Origin of the sequence: Pseudoxanthomonas mexicana (assembly GCF_014397415.1) — a bacterium.
Lineage (GTDB): Bacteria > Pseudomonadota > Gammaproteobacteria > Xanthomonadales > Xanthomonadaceae > Pseudoxanthomonas_A > Pseudoxanthomonas_A mexicana.
The window spans coordinates 744,496-764,104 of record NZ_CP060731.1; the positions used below are offsets into that span (position 1 = coordinate 744,496).

At 67.4% G+C, this 19,609-nt stretch carries 16 protein-coding genes; 11 read left to right on the plus strand and 5 right to left on the minus strand.

From position 1 onward, the window contains the following. The first annotated feature begins 53 nt into the window (after positions 1 to 53). From IAE60_RS03360 to IAE60_RS03375, 4 genes are all read left to right on the plus strand, one after another. Positions 54 to 764: a ferredoxin--NADP reductase gene (locus tag IAE60_RS03360; protein ID WP_187574645.1), complete on the plus strand. Its 711-nt coding sequence runs from the start codon at positions 54 to 56 to the stop codon at positions 762 to 764. A gap of 82 nt (positions 765 to 846) precedes the next feature. Then, complete coding sequence (locus tag IAE60_RS03365; RefSeq protein ID WP_187573872.1) at positions 847 to 2,355, plus strand: alpha/beta hydrolase; 1,509 nt, start codon at positions 847 to 849, stop codon at positions 2,353 to 2,355. Between the two features lie 42 nt (positions 2,356 to 2,397). Then, positions 2,398 to 3,144, plus strand: a complete 747-nt coding sequence (locus tag IAE60_RS03370; RefSeq protein ID WP_187573873.1) for an ABC transporter ATP-binding protein — start codon at positions 2,398 to 2,400, stop codon at positions 3,142 to 3,144. Further along, the gene (locus IAE60_RS03375; RefSeq protein ID WP_187573874.1) at positions 3,141 to 4,322 is read left to right on the plus strand and encodes an ABC transporter permease; all 1,182 of its coding nucleotides are present in this window, start codon (positions 3,141 to 3,143) and stop codon (positions 4,320 to 4,322) included. Before IAE60_RS03370 ends, IAE60_RS03375 begins: the two co-directional genes overlap by 4 nt. A gap of 121 nt (positions 4,323 to 4,443) precedes the next feature. On the opposite strand, the gene IAE60_RS03380 is transcribed toward IAE60_RS03375, so the two are convergent. From IAE60_RS03380 to rpmH, 5 genes are all read right to left on the minus strand, one after another. Continuing rightward, complete coding sequence (locus IAE60_RS03380; protein WP_187573875.1) at positions 4,444 to 5,433, minus strand: energy transducer TonB; 990 nt, start codon at positions 5,431 to 5,433, stop codon at positions 4,444 to 4,446. Between the two features lie 236 nt (positions 5,434 to 5,669). After that, entirely contained in the window at positions 5,670 to 7,010 is a 1,341-nt protein-coding gene (mnmE, locus tag IAE60_RS03385) for a tRNA uridine-5-carboxymethylaminomethyl(34) synthesis GTPase MnmE (RefSeq protein WP_187573876.1), read from the minus strand. 88 nt (positions 7,011 to 7,098) lie between these two features. Continuing rightward, positions 7,099 to 8,805 (minus strand): membrane protein insertase YidC, encoded by a 1,707-nt coding sequence (gene yidC / locus IAE60_RS03390; RefSeq protein WP_187573877.1) that lies wholly within the window; start codon positions 8,803 to 8,805, stop codon positions 7,099 to 7,101. Positions 8,806 to 8,818: 13 nt separating this feature from the next. Then, positions 8,819 to 9,259 (minus strand): ribonuclease P protein component, encoded by a 441-nt coding sequence (gene rnpA, locus IAE60_RS03395; protein ID WP_162111218.1) that lies wholly within the window; start codon positions 9,257 to 9,259, stop codon positions 8,819 to 8,821. An 87-nt stretch (positions 9,260 to 9,346) separates the two neighbouring features. Beyond that, complete coding sequence (gene rpmH / locus IAE60_RS03400; RefSeq protein WP_027083663.1) at positions 9,347 to 9,487, minus strand: 50S ribosomal protein L34; 141 nt, start codon at positions 9,485 to 9,487, stop codon at positions 9,347 to 9,349. Between the two features lie 271 nt (positions 9,488 to 9,758). On the opposite strand from rpmH, the gene dnaA reads away from it, so the two are divergent. From dnaA to IAE60_RS03435, 7 genes are all read left to right on the plus strand, one after another. Beyond that, positions 9,759 to 11,087, plus strand: a complete 1,329-nt coding sequence (gene dnaA, locus IAE60_RS03405) for a chromosomal replication initiator protein DnaA (RefSeq protein WP_187574646.1) — start codon at positions 9,759 to 9,761, stop codon at positions 11,085 to 11,087. Positions 11,088 to 11,537: 450 nt separating this feature from the next. Continuing rightward, positions 11,538 to 12,638: a DNA polymerase III subunit beta gene (dnaN, locus tag IAE60_RS03410; protein WP_162109031.1), complete on the plus strand. Its 1,101-nt coding sequence runs from the start codon at positions 11,538 to 11,540 to the stop codon at positions 12,636 to 12,638. A gap of 217 nt (positions 12,639 to 12,855) precedes the next feature. Then, positions 12,856 to 13,956, plus strand: coding sequence for a DNA replication/repair protein RecF (gene recF / locus IAE60_RS03415; RefSeq protein WP_187573878.1), 1,101 nt, complete (start codon positions 12,856 to 12,858; stop codon positions 13,954 to 13,956). Positions 13,957 to 14,074: 118 nt separating this feature from the next. After that, positions 14,075 to 16,540: a DNA topoisomerase (ATP-hydrolyzing) subunit B gene (gyrB, locus tag IAE60_RS03420; RefSeq protein WP_187573879.1), complete on the plus strand. Its 2,466-nt coding sequence runs from the start codon at positions 14,075 to 14,077 to the stop codon at positions 16,538 to 16,540. A 7-nt stretch (positions 16,541 to 16,547) separates the two neighbouring features. Beyond that, complete coding sequence (locus IAE60_RS03425; protein WP_187573880.1) at positions 16,548 to 17,369, plus strand: CPBP family intramembrane glutamic endopeptidase; 822 nt, start codon at positions 16,548 to 16,550, stop codon at positions 17,367 to 17,369. Between the two features lie 69 nt (positions 17,370 to 17,438). Beyond that, positions 17,439 to 18,245, plus strand: coding sequence for a M48 family metallopeptidase (locus IAE60_RS03430; RefSeq protein ID WP_187573881.1), 807 nt, complete (start codon positions 17,439 to 17,441; stop codon positions 18,243 to 18,245). A 133-nt stretch (positions 18,246 to 18,378) separates the two neighbouring features. Beyond that, positions 18,379 to 19,584 carry a tetratricopeptide repeat protein gene (locus IAE60_RS03435; protein ID WP_187573882.1) on the plus strand — a complete coding sequence of 402 codons (1,206 nt, stop codon included), beginning with the start codon at positions 18,379 to 18,381 and terminating at the stop codon, positions 19,582 to 19,584. Positions 19,585 to 19,609 lie beyond the last annotated feature (25 nt).

Genomic DNA, 19,609 nt, shown 5'->3' on the forward strand with positions numbered 1-19,609 from the left:
TTCCAGACGCCTTGGCGATCGTGCATTTCCCGTTGAAGCTCATCGGCCGCCGCATGCTGGCGCCCAGCGTGGGCCACTACCAGTTCGTCCGCGACGACGGGCAGCCGCTGGACTTCGTCCCCGGCCAGTTCATCCAGGTGCATTTCCGCTACGCCGACGGCACGCCGGCCAAGCGCAGCTATTCGCTGGCGACGATCCACGACCATGCGCTGGGCCCGGGCGAAGCGGTGGAGATTGCGGTCAGCTACGTGCCCGGTGGCGCGGCGACCGCGCTGTTCGAAGGCCTGCCGGAAGGCGGGCATGTGGAAGCGAGCGGCCCGTTCGGCCGCTTCTGCCTGATGCCGGGCGACCGCAACGCACGCTACCTGCTGATCGCCACCGGGACCGGCGTGACGCCCTACCGGTCGATGCTCCCCCAGCTGCAGTCGCTGATGGCGGAGCGCGGCGTGGAGGTCGTGCTGCTGCAGGGCGCCCGCACGCCGGCCGAGCTGCTGTACGGCGACGAGTTCCGCGCCTTCGCCGACGCGCATCCGGGATTCCGTTACGTGCCCTGCCTGTCGCGCGAGCTTCCACCGGATCCCCACCCCGACGTGCGCCACGGCTACGTTCAGCAGCACCTGGGCGCGTTCGCGCCCGATGCCGCGCGCGACATCGCCTACCTGTGCGGCAACCCGGACATGGTGGATGCCTGCTTCGAGGCCCTGAAGGGATTCGGCCTGCCGGTACCCCAGATCCGCCGGGAAAAATACGTGAGCAGCAAATAGCGGCGGCCACGCCGACCGCCGGTCACATCCGTCCCGCTGCGCCGTCATGGCATGCTGGAACCAGCTCAAACGGGACAGATGCATGGAACACCAGTTTCGTCGAACACTCGCGACCACCCTGGGCGCCCTGGCGCTCGCAGGCTGCAACGGCGCCGCCCCGGGGCCCGACCAGCAGGCCGTCCGCCATTACGGCGAGCTGGCCTTCACGCCCTGCACGCTGACGGCGCCCTACCTGACCACCAACGTCGAGGCGCAATGCACGACCTACGAGGTGGCCGAGGATCCGGCCAGGCCCGAAGGCCGCAAGGTGGCGTTGAACATCGCCTGGCTGCCTGCGACCAACGAAGGCGCGGCGACGGACGATCCCGTGTTCTTCCTTGCCGGCGGCCCGGGCCAGTCGGCCGTGCAGGTCTGGCCGGCCATCGACGGGGCGTTCCGCGAGGTGCGCAAGTCGCGCCACATCGTGCTGGTCGACCAGCGCGGCACCGGCAAGTCGAACCCGCTCGCCTGCAAGGACACGGAAGGCCGCAACGCCTACAGCGATCCGGATGACCTCAGCGAGGCGGCGGCAGCCGCCTTTGCGCGCGACTGCGCCGCCGCGTTGAAGGCCGATCCCCGCTTCTACACCACCACCGACGCCGTGCGCGACCTGGACAGCGTGCGCAAGGCGCTGGGCGCGGCGAAGATCAACCTGGTCGGCGGCTCCTACGGCACGCGGGTGGCACAGCAGTACGCCATGCGCCATCCCGACAGCACGCGCGCCGTGGTGATCGACGGCGTGGTGCCGAACGAACTGGTGCTGGGCAGCGAGCATGCGCGCAACCTGGACGCGGCGCTGGCGCTGCAGTTCCAGCGTTGCCAGGCGAACGACACCTGCAAGGGCCGCTTCGGCGATGACCTGCGCGGGCAGCTGCGCACGTTGATGACGCGCCTGGCGGCCGCGCCGGCGAACACCGAGTACCGCGATCCCTCCACCGGCGAACTGCTCACCGGCGAGGTCAACGCCGGCACGGTGGCCGGCATCACCCGCATGTATTCGTACTACCCGCAGGGCGCCGCGCTGCTGCCGCTGGTCCTCAACGAAGCCCAGCAGGGCCGCTACGGCTCGCTGATGTCGCTGTCCAAGCTGTTGGAAGCGCAGGTGGGCGACCAGTTCATGCACGGGATGCAGCTGTCGGTGATCTGCGCCGAGGACGCCGATCTCTTCAAGACCGACCCGGCCGACGGCGACACCGTGCTGGGCAGTGCGATGGGCGACACGCTGAAGGCGCAGTGCGCGGCATGGCCCACCGGCAAGCGGCCGGCGGATTTCCACACCGCATGGACGTCGGACATCCCCACGCTGCTGACCTCCGGCGAGCTGGATCCGGTCACGCCGCCGCGCTATGGCGAGCAGGTGCTGCGCACGCTGTCCAACGGTCGCCACCTGGTGCTGAAGGGACAGGGCCACGGGACGTTCGCCGTGGGCTGCATGCCCAAGCTGCTGGGCCGCTTCCTGGAGACGGCCGATGCCACGGGTCTGGACGCCAAGTGCCTGGACAGCCTGGACTACGTGCCGCCCTTCACCAGCTTCAACGGCTGGGAACCGTGAGCCGCGCACCGCGCGCCCGCCACCTTCAAGGGACATGACCGAATGATCATCGCCAACGACCTGCACAAATCCTTCAAGACCAAGACCGGGAAGGTCACCGCCGTGGACGGCGTCAGCTTCACCGCCCACGACGGCCAGATCACCGGGCTGCTGGGGCCCAACGGCGCCGGCAAGACCACCACCATGCGCATGCTGTACACGCTGATGACGCCGGACCGCGGCAACGTCACCGTCGATGGCATCGACGCCGCGCGCGACCCGGTCGCCGTGCGGCGTGCGCTGGGCGTGCTGCCCGATGCGCGAGGCGTGTACAAGCGGCTGACCGCGCGCGAGAACATCGCCTACTTCGGCGAACTGCACGGCCTGTCGTCGAAGCAGATCGCCGAACGCACCAGGGCGCTCTCCGATGCGCTGGACATGGGCGACATCCTGGACCGCCAGACCGAAGGCTTCAGCCAGGGCCAGCGCACCAAGACGGCGATCGCCCGTGCGCTGGTGCACGACCCGCGCAACGTCATCCTCGACGAGCCCACCAACGGCCTGGACGTGATGACCACGCGCGCGATGCGCGGCTTCCTGCGCCAGCTGCGCGAGGAGGGTCGCTGCGTGATCTTCTCCAGCCACATCATGCAGGAGGTGGCCGCGCTCTGCGACCGCATCGTCATCATCGCCAAGGGCACGGTGGTCGCCGCCGGCACCGCCGACGAGCTGCGCGAACAGGCGGGCGAGGACAACCTGGAGGAAGCCTTCGTCAAGGTGATCGGTTCGGAGGAGGGCCTGCTGGCATGAACATGTTCCGTACCGTCTTTACCGTGATGCGCAAGGAACTGCGCGACCTCTCCCGCGACCGTCGCACGCTGGCGCTCGCCCTGTTCCTGGGACCATTGCTCTACCCGGCGCTGATGCTGGGCATGGGCTACCTGACCGAAAACCGCATCCGCACGCAGGTGGACAAGACCCTGGAGATTCCCATGGTGGGCGCCGAGCACGCGCCCAACCTGGTGAAGTTCCTCGCCACAAACGGCATCACCGCAAAGGCGGCGCCTGCGAACCTGGACGCCGCGATCCGCTCGCAGGAAATCGACGCGGCGCTGCGCATCAGCCCGGACTACGCCGAAGACTGGCGCAACGGCCGTCCCGCGCTGGTGGAGATCATCCGCGACAGCACGCGGCGCGATGCGGACATCCCCACGCAGCGCCTGCAGGCCGCGTTGAACGCGTACAGCCAGCAGGTCGGTGCGTTGCGCCTGCTCGCGCGCGGCATCGATGCCTCCGTCGCGCGACCGGTCAACATCGGCCTGCAGGACATGGCCACGCCGGAAGCCAAGCAGGGCATGCTGTTGTCGGTGCTGCTGCCCTACCTGCTGATCCTGACCTCGTTCATCGGCGGTGCCTACCTGATTCTGGATGCGACGGCGGGCGAGCGGGAGCGCCAGTCGCTGGAACCGCTGCTGGCGACGCCCGCACCGCGCAGTGCCGTGGTCAGCGGCAAGATCGCCGCAGCCTGCATGATCGGCCTGGCCACGCTGCTGCTCACCCTGCTGGCCTTCAAGTTCAGCGCGCAGTTCGCGGGCACGCTGGGACGGCAGTTGAACGTGTCGTTCCTGGCCATCGGCAAGATGCTGCTGATCCTGGTGCCGATGCTGTTCATCGGCACGTCGCTGCTGACGTATCTCGCCGCGTCGGCCAAGAGCATGAAGGAGGCGCAGAGCCACATGACCTGGCTGATGCTGCTGCCGATGATCCCGACCTTCGCGCTGATGGCGAACCCGCTGAAGAGCCAGCCCTGGCAGTTCGCGGTGCCGTTCCTGGCGCAGAACCAGCTGCTGCTGAAGGTGATCCGCAACGAGTACATCAGCGCGCAGACCTGGGGCATCTACGTGGCGGCGGCGTTCGGCGTGGCGGCGCTGCTCTGGTACGCCGCGGTGCGGCGCTACCACCAGGAGAAGCTGGCGATCGCCGGCTGAAGTCCGCCCAGAAACGCAGGAAGCAACGGCCACCGCGAGGTGGCCGTTCGCTTTCCGGCGCCGGGAAAGAGAAACGCCGGCACGAGGCCGGCGTCTGTCCTGGTCCGGAGCGCCGGGCGGATCAGCTGCCCGGATTGAACCCGATCGTGCGGCGGGTGGTGACCGGCGCATCCAGCGGCTCGAAGCGCCAGCGGCGTACGGCGTTCAGCGCCTCGCGATCGAACACGCGGGCCGGCGTGGCGCGGACGACGCGCGCGTTGGTGACCGAGCCGTCGGTGCCGACGGTGATTTCCACCAGCACCTCGCCCTGGGTACCCGAACGCAGGGCTTCGGGCGGGTAGCGCGGGGCCGGCGTGCTGACGGCACGCAGCGTCTGCGCCGGCGCGGCGGCGGGAACGGCGGCGCGCGCCGCGGCGGCCTGGCGTTCGGCCGCTTCGCGCTGTGCGGCGGCCTGGCGTTCGGCTTCCTGGCGGGCCGCCTCCTGACGCGCGGCCTCCTGCTGCTGGGCCAGCTGCTGGGCGGCCGCGGCCTCGGCGGCACGCTGCTGCTCGGCCTGCTGGGCCAGGCGCTGCTGCTCCTTTAGGCGCGCCTCTTCATCGGCCTTGCTCTTGGCGTCGTCCGTCACTGCGCGCTGGGCGACGGCCTGCTGGGCGGCGGCGATGCTCTGCTGCAGGCGCGGCAGCGCCGGTGCCTTCGGATCGGCCTTCTCGATGATGGCCGACAGGCGCTGGGCCTCGGTGAATTCTTCCCGCGCGATGCTCTGTTCGGCGGCGATCAGCGTGTACGGCATCAGGTCGGTCAACGCGCTGGTCACGCCCGGGTCGTTGGGCAGCTTGTCGCGCAGCGCCAGGTAGTACTCCATGGCGTTGTCGCCGCCGGGCGCGTAGATGCGGTTCTCGCGCAGCGCCTTGGTGGCGGCTTCGCGCAGGGCGTCGGCATCCATCGCCTGGACTTCGGCCGATACCGCGGGCGGCGGCGGCGCGGCGGGCGTGGCGGCCGTAGGCGTGGTGGCGGGCGCGGCTTCGTCCTGCTTGGAGCACGCCGCCACGGCGACGATCAGCAGCAATGGCGCGACGTAACGCAGGCGTCCGGTCGTGTTGGTCAAGGACATCGGTTTCAACTCCCCCAGGTGCATTTTCTAATGTTGGCGACACGGTCCCGGCCCGCGCAGCGCGGGTCCGGACATGGATGGTCAGCGCAGGCCCGTCGCCGCACGACGGCCATGGGCCCGGTGCGAAGCGGCACGATGCCTTCCGGGTACCCCTACCCGGTGTTCAGGGTACGTCGCCGCCTTGCTGCCAACACTTGATCTGCGTCACAGTTTTGACGGGCTCCGTCCTGTCTGCATCACTTGCCGATGCAGAACGTGGAGAAGATGTGGCTCAGCATGTCGTCGGCGCTGAGGCGGCCGGTGATCTCGCCCAGCGCGTCGTGGGCCAGGCGCAGCTCTTCGGCCGCCAGTTCGAGCTGTTCGTGCTGCAGCTGGTCGGCGGCGGCCCCGGCGTGCAGGGCGGCACGCTGCAGCGCGTCCACGTGACGGGCGCGCGCGGAGAACTCGCCCTCGCCACCGTCGCCGGCCGCCCCGCCCGCGACCGCGCGCAGACGGGCGTGCAGGCGGTCGAGGCCGAGGCCGCGCGCCGCCGAGACGTGGATGTGGTCGGGCGGATCCGGCGGTGCCTGCACCAGCAGATCGACCTTGTTGTGGATCCACAGCACCGCGGGCACGCCCACGATGTCGGCAGCAACGGCCGCGCGACCCGCCGCCGGGTCGCGTGCATCGACCACCGCCAGGGCCACGTCGGCGCGCTGCAATTCGGCCCGGGCGCGGCGCATGCCTTCGCGCTCGATCGCATCGCCGCCATCGCGCAGGCCGGCGGTGTCCACCAGGTGCAGTTCCAGACCGTCCAGGCGGATGGTTTCGCGCAAGGTATCGCGGGTGGTACCGGCGACATCGGTGACGATGGCACGGTCGCTGCCGGCCAGCGCGTTGAGCAGCGAGCTCTTGCCGGCGTTGGGCGGGCCGACGATCACCGCATGCACGCCGTCGCGCAGCTTGCGCCCGCGTTCGGCATCGGCGATCAGCGCGTCCAGCTGCTGCCGCGCTTCGGCCAGGCGCAGGCGGACCTGTTCGCCGCCGAGCGTGTCGAGGGATTCGTCGGCGAAGTCGATGGCGGCTTCCACGTGCACGCGCAACGCCAGCAGCGACTGGCCGATGCCATCGACGCGCGCGGAGAACACGCCGTCCAGCGCGCGCCGCGCGGCGCGTGCGGCGCGTGCATCGGCGGCCGCGATGAGATCGGCGATGGCTTCGGCCTGGGCGAGATCGAGCTTGCCGTTGAGGAAGGCGCGTTCGGAGAACTCCCCCGGCCGTGCCATCCGCGCACCGAGCGCGCAGGCGCGCGCCACCAGTTGTTGCAGCACGACAGGACTGCCGTGCGCCTGCAGTTCCACCACGTGCTCCCCGGTGAAACTCGCCGGGCCGGGAAACGACAGCGCGATGCCATCGTCGATCGTGCCGCCGTCGGCATCCAGGAACTTTACGTGGTGCGCACGGCGCGGCGACAGCGCGCGCGCGCAGACCGTCTTCGCGATCGCCTGCGCGCGGGGTCCGGACAGGCGCACGATGCCGACGCCTCCCGCACCGGGAGCCGTGGCGATGGCCGCGATGGTGTCCTGCGCTGGCGTCATGTTCCTGGGTTCGACGAAGAGGTTTCAGCGTAACGGAAAAACGAAGCCCGCCGGAGGGCGGGCTTCGTCATATCGCGATGGCGCGCGGTCACTTCGCGATGGCGGTCTTCGGCGGCGTGGCCGACTCGCCGTGGCGCTTGGTCATCCACCACTGCTGCAGCAGGCCCAGCGCGCCGTTGGTGACCCAGTACAGCACCAGGCCCGACGGGAAGAAGGCCATCATCACGCCGAACACCAGCGGCATGAACTGCATCATCTTCTGCTGCATCGGGTCCATGCCCGGGGCCGGCGTCAGCTTCTGCGTCAGCCACATGACCAGCATGTTGAGCACCGGCAGGATGAAGTACGGATCGCGCGCGGTCAGGTCCTGGATCCACGCGAACCAGGGCGCCTGGCGCAGCTCGACGGTTTCCACCAGCACCCAGTACAGCGCCAGGAACACCGGCATCTGCACGAGGATCGGCAGGCAGCCGCCCATCGGGTTGATCTTCTCCTTCTTGTACAGCTCCATCATGGCGACCTGGAACTTCTGCTTGTCGTCGCCGTAGCGTTCCTTCAGCTGCTGGATGCGCGGCTGGAACTTGCGCATCTTGGCGAAGCTCTTGTACTGCGCGGCCGACAGCGGATACAGCGCCAGCTTCACCAGGATCACCAGGCCGATGATCGACCAGCCCCAGTTGCCGATGAAGCCGTGCAGGAAGTTCAGCACCCAGAACAGGCCCTGGCCCAGCAGCGCGAGGATCGCGAACTGGCTGTAGTCCACCACGCGGTCGATGCCGGGCGCATTGATGGCGTGGATCTTGTCGACCAGCTTCGGGCCCACCCACAGGCGCGCGGTGGTGGTGGCCTGCTGGCCGGGGCCGACGTTGACCCCCGGGCCCATCTGGCGGATCAGCGCGCGTGCGCCGTTGTCCGGGGTGTCCAGCGAGATGGTGGTGGTGTCGTCGGCACTGGGGATCCACGCACTGAAGAAGTGGTGCTGCGGAATCGCGATCCAGCCGCCCTTCACCTGCGCGTTGACGCGGCCGTCCTCCAGGTAGTCCTCGTTGAACTTGCGGCGCTGGTAGCTGCCATCCCACCACGTGGCGCCGTTGAAGCTGAAGGACTCGGGATTGGTCATGCCGCTCTTGACCTGCGGCGGCGTGCGCAGCAACTGGCGGTAGACCGTACCCTGCCACGTACCGGCGCCGGCATTGACGACCTGGTCGCGGACTTCGATCTCGTAGCTGGCACGCTTGAAGGTGTAGGTCCTGCGGATGGTCACGCCCTCCGGGCCCTGCCACACGAACGGCACGCTGATGCTGTCGCTGCCCTTGGCCAAGGCGACTTCGCCCGCCCCGTTCTCGGGCACGAAGGCGTGATGGTCGGGCGCCTTCGACCCATTGCTCACCCAACCGCTTTCCGCCGTATAGAAGTGCTGCGGATCCTCGCTGAAAAGGCGGACCGGACCACTGCCCGGCGTCTTGCTCTGGGGATAGTGCAGCAGGTCGGCCTGCAGCACGCTGCCGCCGTCCAGCACCAGGCGCAGCACGTCGGTGTTCACCGTCACCCGCGGCGCCGCCGCAGCGCGGGGAGCCTGCGTGATGCCCGGCGTGGCCACCGGTGCCGCCGGTACCGTGCCCGTGGCGGGCGCTGCATCGGTGGCGGTGGGTACGGTGCTCCCGGCCGGCGCCGTTGCGGTCTGCGCCGCGACCGCCGGCTGGGCGGGCGCCGCCTTGTCCCGGCTCCATTCGAACCACAGCAGGGTCGCCACCATCAGCCAGGCGAAGATCAGGAATACACGGGTCTGGTTCATCAGGCAGGCAGTCTCAACCGGCGTCGGAAACCGGTTTGGTCGGATAAGAAGGAGTGGGAGGCGGCGCGGGGCAATTCAAGCCCGGCGGCATTGTGCCGCCCGGTGCGGATGCCGGCAATGCGCCGGCGCGCGCCAGGACGCGTTCGAACGTCGCACACAGCTGGCCCGGATCGGCTTTCGCCGCCGGCGGACGCGCGACGACGACGTAGTCGCCGCCCGGCAGCGCGGCACGGAGGCGACGGAAATGCTCGCGTAACTGGCGCTTGATGCGGTTGCGGCCCACGGCGCGCGTATCCACCTTGCGCGACACCGCCAGGCCGAGGCGCGCGGCGCCATCGCCCGGCAACCAGTGCAGGCTCATCAGGGGATCGGACGTGCGGCGGGCCTGCTCGAACACGCGCGCATAGTCGGCGCTCGCGCGTACCCGTGCGCTGCGCGGAAAAGCCGTGCTCATCTCAGCAAGAAGCCCGCTCGTGAACGGGCGGGCTCCTTTTGATACGGGGAACGCATGGATGCTGGCCGTCGAACGACGGCCGAGCCATCAGGCGGTCAGGCGCTTGCGGCCCTTGGCACGGCGACGGGCCAGGATCTTGCGGCCATCGGCCGTGGCCATACGGGCACGGAAACCATGGTCGCGCTTGCGCTTGAGGTTGCTGGGTTGGTAAGTGCGCTTGGTGGCCATGGGGCCCTCGTGCGTGTTCGGGTGGAAAGAACCGGAAATTCTATAGGAACCGCCGGCTTACGGTCAACTCCCTCCGTACTTTCGATGGATATGCCGTCCGGCGACGGTGGGCGCACCGCCATTCGTCCTTTCACCCACATCTTATACACAGGATCGTTGGCGGGTCCCGGCGCCGGTGGTAGTCTGGCCGACCCCATGGATTCCGCCCCGCGCTGCCCCCGGCAATGCGGGATGCCCCCGTTCCGCCCCCACTTGCGAGTTGTTCCACCTGATGGATGCCTGGCCCCGTTGCCTCGAACGCCTGGAAGCCGAATTGCCGGCCGAGGATGTACACACTTGGCTGAAGCCGCTGCAGGCCGAGCAGCGCAGCGACGCGATGGTGCTGTACGCACCCAATGCGTTCATCGTCGAACAGGTGCGCGAGCGCTACCTGGGCCGCATCCGCGAGCTGCTGGATTACTTCGCCGGCCACGATGACGTGTCCCTCGAAATCGGGTCGCGCAGCAGGGCGGCGGAGCCTTCGACCAGCGCCGCGGCCCCTGCGGGCGCGGGCACGGCCGCACCTGCGGAGCCGTTCGCCGGCAACATGGACCTGCACTACACCTTCGACAACTTCGTCGAGGGTCGCAGCAACCAGCTTGGCCGCGCCGCGGCGTGGCAGGCCGCGCAGAAACCCGGCGACCGTGCGCACAACCCGCTGCTGCTGTATGGCGGCACCGGCCTGGGCAAGACGCACCTGATGTTCGCCGCCGGCAACGAGATGCGCCGGCAGAACCCGAATGCCCGCGTGCTGTACCTGCGCAGCGAGCAGTTCTTCAGCGCCATGACCAAGGCGCTGATCGAAAAGTCGATGGACCAGTTCAAGCGCCGCTTCCAGCAGGTGGACGCGCTGCTGATCGACGACATCCAGTTCTTCGCCGGCAAGGACCGCACGCAGGAAGAGTTCTTCCACACCTTCAATGCGCTGTTCGACGGCCGCCAGCAGATCATCCTGACCTGCGACCGCTACCCGCGCGAGGTGGAGGGCCTGGAACCGCGCCTGAAGTCGCGACTGGCGTGGGGCCTGAGCGTGGCGATCGACCCGCCGGATTTCGAGACGCGTGCGGCGATCGTCCTGGCCAAGGCCCACGAGCGCGGCGCGCAGATTCCCGACGACGTGGCCTTCCTGCTGGCCAAGAAGATGCGCAGCAACGTGCGCGATCTGGAGGGTGCGCTCAATACGCTGGCGGCCCGCGCCAACTTCACCGGGCGCGCCATCACCACCGAGTTCGCCCAGGAAACCCTGCGCGACCTGCTGCGCGCGCAGCAGCAGGCCATCAGCATCCCCAATATCCAGAAGACCGTGGCAGACTACTACGGTCTGCAAGTCAAGGACCTGCTGTCCAAGCGGCGCACGCGCTCGTTGGCGCGCCCGCGGCAGGTGGCGATGGCCTTGGCCAAGGAACTGACCGAACACAGCCTGCCGGAAATCGGCGACGCGTTCGCCGGTCGCGACCACACGACCGTGCTGCACGCCTGCCGACAGATCCGCACCCTGATGGAGGCGGACGGCAAGCTGCGTGAGGACTGGGACAAGCTGATCCGGAAACTCAGCGAGTAAGCGCGGGTCGTCCTGAGGCGACCTTCGCGTTCATGCGGTATCCGGGCCAGCGCTTCACGTTTATACGGCTGGTGAGGGGGTGTTCCGTGCGCACGGGTCGAGTGGTCGTCCACGTCGCCTGACGTATCGTTTTCCTCTTCGAGATTGTTGCCTCAGGCCGCCGCCGCACCCGTGGCGACACTGTAGGCAAGCCAGTGAACCGCGGCAACGCATAACATCGGGGACAAGCAGGCCTGCCTTCTGTGGATAAGATGTGCGTGGAATCGGGCCGGAAAGTTGTCCACAGGTTTCTGCATAGGCACACCCGACCCTGTCCACCGGGTTGAAGAAAGAATAAATCAAACAAATTCATAAGGTTATGTTGGTTTTCCCGGATTTCGGGGCCTACCATCACCACCAGCTTTTAAGCTTTTAGTCTTCAAAATCCAAAGCGAAGGGGCTCCAACACTCATGCGTTTCAGTCTGCAGCGCGAAGCTTTCCTCAAGCCCTTGGCCCAGGTGGTCAACGTGGTCGAACGCCGGCAGACGCTGCCGGTACTGGCGAACTTCCTGGTTCAGGTACAGAACGGCCAGCTGTCGCTGACCGGTACCGATCTGGAAGTGGAGATGATTTCGCGCAGCGCCGTCGACGACGCGCAGGACGGCGAAACCACGATTCCCGCGCGCAAGCTGTTCGACATCATTCGCGCCCTTCCCGATGGCAGCAAGGTGACCGTCAGCCAGTCCGGGGACAAGGTCACCGTGCAGGCGGGCCGCAGCCGGTTCACCCTGGCGACGCTGCCGGCCAACGATTTCCCCTCGGTGGATGAGGTCGAGGCGACCGAGCGGATCGAAGTGCCGGAAGCGACGCTGAAGGAACTGATTGAACGCACCTCGTTCGCCATGGCCCAGCAGGACGTGCGCTACTACCTCAACGGCCTGCTCTTCGACCTGAGCGAACGGACGCTGCGCTGTGTGGCGACCGATGGTCACCGGCTGGCCATGTGCGAGTCACAGCTGGAAGGCGCGCCGGTGGGCAAGCGCCAGATCATCGTCCCGCGCAAGGGCGTGACCGAGTTGCAGCGCCTGCTGGAAGGCGGCGATCGCAGCCTCGAGCTGGAAGTCGGCCGCAGCCACATTCGCGTGAAGCGCGACGATGTGACCTTCACCTCCAAGCTGATCGACGGCCGCTTCCCCGATTACGCCGCGGTGATCCCGATCGGAGCGGACCGCGAGGTGTTGCTGGACAGGGAGGTATTGCGGGCTGCGCTGCAGCGTGCCGCCATCCTGTCCAACGAAAAGTACCGGGGCGTTCGCGTCGAGGTGTCGCCCGGGCAGCTGAAGATCAGCGCCCACAATCCCGAGCAGGAAGAAGCGCAGGAAGAAATCGAGGCCGACACCAAGGTGGATGGCCTGGCTATCGGCTTCAACGTCAACTACCTGTTGGATGCCCTGTCGGCTCTGCGCGACGAACATGTCGTGCTGCAGCTGCGGGACGCCAATTCCTCTGCCCTGGTCCGCGAGGCCAGCAGCGAGAAGTCACGCCATGTGGTGATGCCGCTGCGCCTCTGACGGTCCTGTTCCACGTGAAACACATCGGATCGCCCGGCCTTGTGCCGGGCGATCCGGTTTTAGGGGTCTGTGTCCCTGTCCGGGCACCCTATCCCTCACAGCCGTCCCGGCCTGGCACGCTACAATTCATCATGCCCCCGCTTTTCCGTACCCGGACGACCTCTGTTCTGCGCCTGCGCGATGAGGGCCGGGTGGCCATGCGTGACGGGGCGGGTCTGTGCAGGTAACCCGACTGGAGGCCAGCGGCCTCAGGCGTTTCGAACGGGTGACGCTGGCGCCGCAACCCGGACTGAACCTGATCACCGGCGACAACGGTGCGGGCAAAACCAGCCTGCTGGAGGCATTGCACCTGATGGCCTACGGCCGCAGCTTTCGCGGCCGGGTACGCGATGGTCTTGTCAGGACGCAGTCCGAGGCGGTGGAAGTCTTCGTGGAGTGGTGCGAAGGTGACCCACTCCGGCCTCGCCGTGGCGGTCTTCGGCACACGGGGCAGGCCTGGACCGGGCGGCTGGATGGCGAGACGGTGGCCCAGCTTGGCGATCTTTGCGCGGCCCTGGCGGTCGTGAGCTTCGAGCCTGGGAGCCACGCCTTGGTGACGGGCGGTGGAGAACCACGCCGCCGCTTCGTGGATTGGGGCTTGTTCCACGTGGAACAGGGGCGGGTGGCAGGGTTCCTGCCCCTCTGGCGGCGTTATGCGCGTGCGCTCAAGCAACGCAATGCCCTGCTGAAGGCCGGGATCGGTGGCGGGCAACTCGATGCCTGGGACCACGAACTGGCTGACGCCGGTGAACCGCTTACCGACCATCGCCAGCGCTACCTGGATGCCTTGCAGCAGGACCTCACCGCGGTCGTGTCCGATCTGGCGCCCTCATTGGGTACGGCGACCCTGATGTTCCAGCCGGGCTGGCGTCGCCATGAACTGGCGCTGGGGGACGCTTTGCTGCTGGCCCGTGAGCGTGACCGTGCGGCCGGCTACACCACGGTCGGTCCCCACCGGGCCGATTGGCGGATCGACTATTCCACCCTGCCCCAGCGTGAAACCCTGTCGCGTGGCCAAGCCAAGCTGACGGCGCTGGCTTGCCTGCTGGCGCAGGCCCAGGATTTCGCCCGTCGGCGCGGCGAGTGGCCGATCATGGCCCTGGATGACCTGGCCTCGGAGCTGGACCGTCACCACCAGCGGCGCACCCTGGAGCGCCTGCTGGCGAGCGGTGCCCAGGTTTTCATTACCGGGACGGAACCACCGGCAGGGTTGGCCGGCACCGGGGTCGCACCAACGCTGTTCCACGTGGAACACGGCACCGTGCAGCGTCTCGGGTAACCCGGTCGCCGGGGCTAAGTGCGCACCAGTGCTATAATTCCGCCTTGATCCCTTGGCCTGCGTAGCGCGCCCACCGACCCGGTGACGCGACGCCCGCCTTGCAGCCGACACGAAGCGAATGACCGACGAAACGACCTCTTCTGCACCCAACGGCAATACGTACGACGCCAACAGCATCACCGCACTGGAAGGTCTGGAAGCGGTCCGCAAGCGCCCCGGCATGTACATCGGCGACGTGCATGACGGCACGGGCCTGCACCACATGGTGTTCGAAGTCGTCGACAACTCCATCGACGAAGCCCTGGCGGGTCACGCCGACCATGTCGCGGTGACGATCCACGCCGATGGCTCGGTGTCGGTGTCCGACAATGGCCGCGGTATCCCGGTCGGCAAGCATGCGCAGATGAGCGCCAAGCTGGGGCGCGAGGTATCTGCGGCCGAAGTCGTCATGACGGTCCTGCATGCCGGCGGCAAGTTCGACGACAACAGTTACAAAGTGTCCGGCGGCCTGCACGGCGTCGGCGTCAGCGTGGTCAACGCGCTCTCCGAGAAGCTGCAGCTGGACATCTTCCAGGGCGGGTTCCACTACCGGCAGGAATACAGCAACGGCGCCGCTCTGGGGCCGTTGAGCCAGCTCGAAAGCACCACCAAGCGCGGTACCACCCTGCGCTTCTGGCCGTCGGTGACCGCTTTCCATGGCAACGTCGAATTCCACTACGACATCCTGGCCCGCCGCCTGCGCGAACTGTCGTTCCTCAATTCCGGCGTCAAGATCGTGCTGGTCGACGAGCGTGGCGAGGGCCGTCATGACGATTTCCACTACGAAGGCGGCATCCGCAGCTTCGTGGAGCATCTGGCGCACCTGAAGACGCCGCTGCACCCCAACGTCATCGCGGTCAGTGGTGAGCAGAACGGCATCACGGTGGAAGTCGCCCTGCAGTGGACCGACGCCTACCAGGAAACGATGTTCTGCTTCACCAACAACATCCCGCAGAAGGATGGCGGTACCCACCTGATCGGCTTCCGTGCCGCGCTGACGCGCACGCTGACCAATTACATCGAACAGAACGGGATCGCCAAGCAGGCCAAGGTCAATCTGTCCGGCGACGACATGCGCGAAGGCATGATCGCCGTGTTGTCGGTGAAGGTCCCGGATCCGAGCTTCTCGTCGCAGACCAAGGAGAAACTGGTCAGTTCCGACGTAAGGCCGGTCGTTGAAAGCACGTTCGGTGCACGTTTGGAGGAGTTCCTGCAGGAACACCCCCATGAGGCCCGCGCCATCGCCGGCAAGATCGTCGACGCCGCCCGCGCCCGCGAGGCCGCCCGCAAGGCCCGCGACCTGACCCGCCGCAAGGGCGCCCTGGATATCGCCGGCCTGCCCGGCAAGCTGGCCGACTGCCAGGAGAAGGATCCGGCGCTGTCCGAACTCTTCATCGTCGAGGGCGACTCCGCAGGCGGTTCCGCCAAGCAGGGTCGTAACCGCAAGAACCAGGCGGTGCTGCCGCTGCGCGGCAAGATCCTCAACGTGGAACGCGCGCGCTTCGACCGCATGCTCGCGTCGGCCGAAGTCGGCACGCTGATCACCGCGCTCGGCACCGGCATCGGCAAGGACGAATACAACCCCGACAAGCTGCGCTACCACCGCATCATCATCATGACCGACGCCGATGTGGACGGGTCGCACATCCGCACGCTGCTGCTGACGTTCTTCTACCGGCAGATGCCGGAGTTGATCGAGCGAGGTCACGTCTACATCGGCCTGCCGCCGCTGTACAAGCTCAAGCAGGGCAAGCAGGAGCTGTACCTGAAGGACGACGCAGCACTGAACGTCTACCTGGCGAACAACGCGGTGGAAGGTGCGTCGCTGATTCCCGCCGACGGCGAGCCGCCGATCTCAGGCGAAGCGCTGGAGAAGCTGCTGCTCGTCTTCACGACCGCGCGCGACGCCATTGCACGCAACGCGCACCGCTACGATCCGGTGCTGCTGGAGTCGTTGATCGATTTCACTCCGCTCGATGCCGAACACCTGCAGCAGAACATCGACGAGCGGCATGAACTCGATGCTCTCGAAGCCAAGCTCAACCGCGGCAGCCTGGGCAGTGCGCGCTATTCGCTGACGCTGCAGTCGGCCACCGAGCAGCGCCCCGCCGCACTGCTCGCCACGCGCCGCCACATGGGCGAGGAGCTGGTGCAGGTGCTGTCGCTGTCGGCGTTCGAGAGCGGCGAACTGCGTCCGCTGCGCGAAGCCGCTGCGCTGCTGCACGGTCTGGTGCGCGAAGGTGCGCAGGTCCTGCGCGGCAACAAGGCGCAGCCGGTGGCCACCTTCGCCGAGGCGCAGGCCTGGCTGATGGAAGAAGCCAAGAAGGGGCGCAGCATCCAGCGCTTCAAGGGCCTGGGCGAAATGAATCCCGAGCAGCTGTGGGATACCACGGTGAACCCGGACACACGCCGCCTGCTGCAGGTCCGCATCGAGGACGCGGTGGCCGCCGACCAGATCTTCAGCACCCTGATGGGCGATGTGGTCGAGCCGCGACGCGAGTTCATCGAGGACAACGCGCTGAAGGTATCCAACCTCGACGTCTGACGCCGCCATGAGCCAGGTCCGCACACCGGAGGCCGCGACGGTGCCGTTGCCGCTGCGCAGCGTACTGCCGGCGTTCGGCCTGGACGTCGGCATCGCCATGGCGCTGTCGGTGTCCATCATGATGGCGGGCCTGTTCGGATGGGCGGCATGGCGTGGCATCCAGCTGGCGCAAGCCGCGGAGGGCGCGCCGGGTGCGACCGCGCTGCAGTCCACGCTGGGCGCGCCGCCGGTACTGTTCCTGATCGTGATGACGCTGCTCAGCACGGGGGGCACTGCCCTGGTGCTGTACCTGTGGCGCCGCCGCGCGACAGCGGCCGAACGGCGTGGATCCGCCGAGCGGCTGCGCCGGCCTGCCACCTGGCTTTGGGCGGCAGGTGCGGGACTGGCGACCTTCCTCTTCAGTTCGCTCATGAGCGCCGGCGGTCGCGCGCTCGGACTGGACCTGCAGGCCAGCAACCTGGACCTGATCCGCGAAGGCTTCGCGCGATTCCCCGTGTTCCTGGCGCTGTTCGCCGTGGTGCTGGCGCCGCTGTACGAAGAGCTGCTGTTCCGGCGCGTCCTGTTCGGACGGCTATGGCATGCGGGATGGCCGGTACTGGGCATGGCGCTGAGCAGCGTGATCTTCGCGCTGGTCCACGAAATGCCGGGGCTCAACGGCAAGCCGGCCGGCAGCACGGCCTTCCTGATCCTCGTCTACACCGGCATGGGGGCGATCTTCGCCTGGGTGTACCGCCGCACGGGAACCCTGTGGGCACCGGTTGCGGCCCACATCCTGAACAATGCGATAGCGCTGGCTGTCCTGCAGGTTTACGGCAGTGCGCCGGTCTAATGTGATTGACGAAAGTTTAAGACACGCTTGCCCAGACTCTGGTCCCACGCAATATCGCAGGGGGCGAGCATGAAACACCGGATCCTCGGAACGGCCATGGCGCTGGCGCTGACCGCGTGCGCCACCACCACCTCGCCCACCGGCCGCACGCAGATGGTCGGCGGCGTCTCCCAGGCGCAACTGGATCAGCTGGGCGCGCAGGCGTTCGCCGAAACCAAGGCGAAGGAAACCCTCAATCGTGATGCACGGCAGAACGGCTACGTCACCTGCGTGGTGAACGCGCTGGTGCGTCAGCTGCCGCCCGAACAGCGCCGCGTCGCCTGGGAAACCGCCGTCTTCGCCGACAACGAACCCAATGCGTTCGCGTTGCCCGGCGGCAAGGTCGGCGTCAACACGGGGATCTTCACGGTCGCCAAGAACCAGGACCAGCTGGCTGCCGTCCTGGGCCATGAAATCGGCCACGTGATCGCACGGCATCACGAAGAACGCATCACCCGCCAGATGGGTGCGCAGGCAGGTCTTGGCGTACTGGGTGCGCTGGCCGGTGCGCGCTATGGCGAAGGTGCGGCCAACACGGTCAACCAGCTGGGCGGAATGACCGCGCAGGCCGCCTTCCTGCTGCCGGGCTCGCGTACGCAGGAAAGCGAGGCCGATGTCGTCGGCCAGCGGCTGATGGCGCAGGCGGGCTTCGATCCCCGCCAGGCCGTCGGACTCTGGCAGAACATGATGGCCGCCAGCGCGAATCGGCCGCCGCAATGGTTGTCCACGCATCCGGATCCCGCCAACCGGATCCGCGAGTTGGAACGCGACGCTCCCTCCCTCGTGCCCACGTACGAGGCGGCCAGGAAGGCCGGAAACGTGCCGAAATGCGGCTGACACACGGCTCGGTATTGCTGCTAAGCAGCACTCGAAACGGTATCCGCCCATCCTCGGTTTCTGTTAGCTTTGCCGGCCCCGCACGTCGGCGGGATGCCTTGTCATCTCCCGCATGGCCCCATGAGGTTTAGACATGAAGCTCCGTAATTCCAAGACCACCCTGCTCAGCCTGGCCCTGGTGGCCGCGTTCTGCGGTGGCGCTGTCCTCGATGCGAACGCGGCCCGCCGCGGCGAGCAGAAGAAGGAAGAAGTCCTCTACCCGGACGCCACGCGACAGGAACCCGAAGCCAAGGGCTCGCCCAAGGTCCAGACCAAGCTCAACAAGCTGATCGAGGCCTACAACAAGGCGCTCGAGCAGGAAGACGAAGCCAAGGCCACCGCCGGCTACACCACCGCCCGCACGCTGGCGGACGAGATCATCGCCAACGGCTCGGCGAACGCTTACGACAAGGCGCTCGCGGCCCAGATCGCCTCGCAGGCCGCGCTGAACACCGACGATGAAGCTGCTGCCGAGGGCTACCTCAAGCAGGCCGTCGATGCCAACGCCCTGGGCAACAACCAGCACTTCCAGCTGATGCTGCAGCTGGCCCAGCTGCAGCTGCAGAAGGACGACTACACCAACGGCTTCGCCACGCTGGACAAGTACCTGGCCGAATCCAAGAGCAAGCGCCCGGCCGATTTCGCCTTCAAGGGCCAGTACCTCTACCAGGCCGACCGTTTCGCCGAATGCATCCCGCCATTGAAGCAGGCCATCGAGACCTCGACCAATCCGGAAGACAAGGTCGACAACTGGACGCAGATCCTCATGGTCTGCTACCAGGAAGCCGGACAGCTGGCCGAAGCGGTCAAGGTGGCCGAACAGCTCGCCGCCAAGTCGCCCAACGACAAGCGCGCGCAGATGAACCTGGCCAGCATCTACCTGAATTCCGAGCAGGAGGCCAAGGCGGCCGCCGTGCTGGAGAAGCTGCGCGCCGCCGGCCTGATGACGGAAGAGAAGGACTACCGCCAGCTCTACCTGACCTACGCCAACATGGACGGCAAGGAGAAGGACGTCATCGCCGTGGTCAACGAGGGTCTGCAGAAGGGCATCGTGAAGCCGGACTACCAGACCTACCTGGCCCTGGCGCAGGCGTACTACTACTCCGAGCAGATCCCGCAGGCGATCGAGGCCTGGCAGAAGGCGGCGCCGCTGTCCAAGGACGGCGAAACCTACCTCAACCTCGCCCGCGTCCTGTGGCAGGAAGGCCGGGTCCCCGAAGCCAAGGTGGCTGCCCGCGCCGCGCTGGACAAGGGTCTGAAGAAGCCCGACGACGCCAAGAAGATCATCGCGTTGCCGTAACGGGATTCCGTGACACCGAAGGCCA